The sequence below is a fragment of the Limnohabitans sp. 2KL-17 genome (assembly GCF_003063415.1).
Taxonomy (GTDB): Bacteria; Pseudomonadota; Gammaproteobacteria; order Burkholderiales; family Burkholderiaceae_C; genus Limnohabitans_A.
Genome location: NZ_NESK01000095.1, coordinates 1 through 799 on the forward strand (window position 1 = coordinate 1; position 799 = coordinate 799).

Below are 799 nucleotides of genomic sequence, written 5' to 3' on the forward strand. Positions count from 1 at the left end.
GGAAGTCAGGATTGAGATTGAGCCTGCAATACAAAAGGCAAAAAGCGGGGCAGCGCCGACCAGCTGCGAGAAGTTGAGTGCAACTTAAACTGCCATCAAGGCTGTCCTGACTTTGGGGTCCACTTCATATCGCAGTATCCAACCATCGGCGATGAAGTTCATCTAGTTTCAGAAAAAGAATTAAAGAACATTTATGGGCAACCAGATCGACCTTACTTTGTAAAACTGGGCCACATTTCCAACGCAGACTCAATTCCTGCGCTGATCGATATCAATAAACTGGTAACCAGACATTCCGCGGTTGTAGGTACCACGGGCTCTGGGAAATCGACAACCGTTGCAAGCATCATTAACAGGCTGCTGAAATACTCCCATGTTTAGGGCTACGCTGAACAAGCCAACGAATTCAGCGATATGTTGCTAGTTGATTGCATGATGCGAGATGTGATGGGCGAAGCGGCCCAATTTCGGCCCGTATTTCTGGCCTTTTCACGCCAGACACGCGCATTGCGCGCTCTGAAGACGCACTCATGCCATGCGGCGTCCACGCGCTAAGTAGATGTTGGCCAGACCCAAGGCCACGAACGAGCGCGTGGCGTTCTTGGCCAGGCCGCGATAGCGCACCTTGGTGAAGCCCCACAGCCGCTTGACCACTGCGAAGACGTGCTCCACCCGGGCGCGTACCTTGGACTTGTTGCGATTCTTCGAGCGCAGGGCCGGGTCAACCTCACCTCCCTTGCGCACCCGCTGGTTGGTGAAGTCGTTCGCATGTGGTGCCTTGGATGCGATCAGTGCCTTC

The 799-nt window shown here is 53.7% G+C and carries 2 protein-coding genes; one reads left to right on the forward strand and one right to left on the reverse strand.

Going from position 1 to position 799, the window contains the following annotated elements; translation table 11 throughout:
• Positions 1-225 precede the first annotated feature (225 nt).
• Positions 226-381 (forward strand): helicase HerA domain-containing protein, encoded by a 156-nt coding sequence (locus B9Z45_RS17505; protein WP_255562059.1) that lies wholly within the window; start codon positions 226-228, stop codon positions 379-381.
• Positions 382-528: 147 nt separating this feature from the next.
• Here B9Z45_RS17505 and B9Z45_RS16750 read toward each other — a convergent pair.
• Positions 529-799: transposase (locus B9Z45_RS16750; RefSeq protein ID WP_146180911.1), on the reverse strand; the 271-nt coding region annotated here is incomplete at its 5' end.